Here is a 476-nt window from a genome sequence, read left to right as displayed (position 1 = left end):
TAGTAGGGCTGTCAGTTAGTTCTGTAATTTGTTGGTGGCTTGTATTCCCGCCGATAATTACTGAGCTTGTGCTTGAATGTCTTGGTATTGGTTGGTTTGGTGCTTTCACACCAAGCAACTCACCTACTCTGTTAGCGCTTAGCGGTGCATCTAGGTTGTTTGCTAAGCGAGGAATCGCTTTGCTATTGATTTTACCTATGTGCATACCTGTCATTAGGAGATCTTTGATACTGCTATCAAATTCCTTCTGAGATATTACGCCAGCATTGAGTTTTTGGTTCTTCTCTTTTAGCCATGAAAGCGCAGCTGCTTCTGGTGCATCAAATGCGTTCAGGTCGATGGATAAGAGAACTTTAGCCATCTTATGCGACCTTAGATTCAGCTGTGGCGTCTTCATCTAAGTGGAAGCGTAGGATTTCCTGAGATAATGCACATTGAGCGTTCTCAAGAAGGATTACACGCTCACCTAGGGTTGA

1 protein-coding gene is annotated in these 476 nt (G+C 43.7%); it reads right to left on the bottom strand.

The window, feature by feature from the left end:
• Window positions 1–361 (bottom strand): hypothetical protein (locus AB4585_RS24410; protein ID WP_372171334.1); only part of this gene is annotated, 361 nt, incomplete at its 3' end.
• Between the last annotated feature and the right edge of the window lie 115 nt (window positions 362–476).

It is taken from the genome of Vibrio sp. 10N.222.49.C9 (assembly GCF_041474985.1).
Lineage (GTDB): Bacteria > Pseudomonadota > Gammaproteobacteria > Enterobacterales > Vibrionaceae > Vibrio > Vibrio crassostreae_C.
This window is presented reverse-complemented; position numbering and strand designations above follow the sequence as displayed.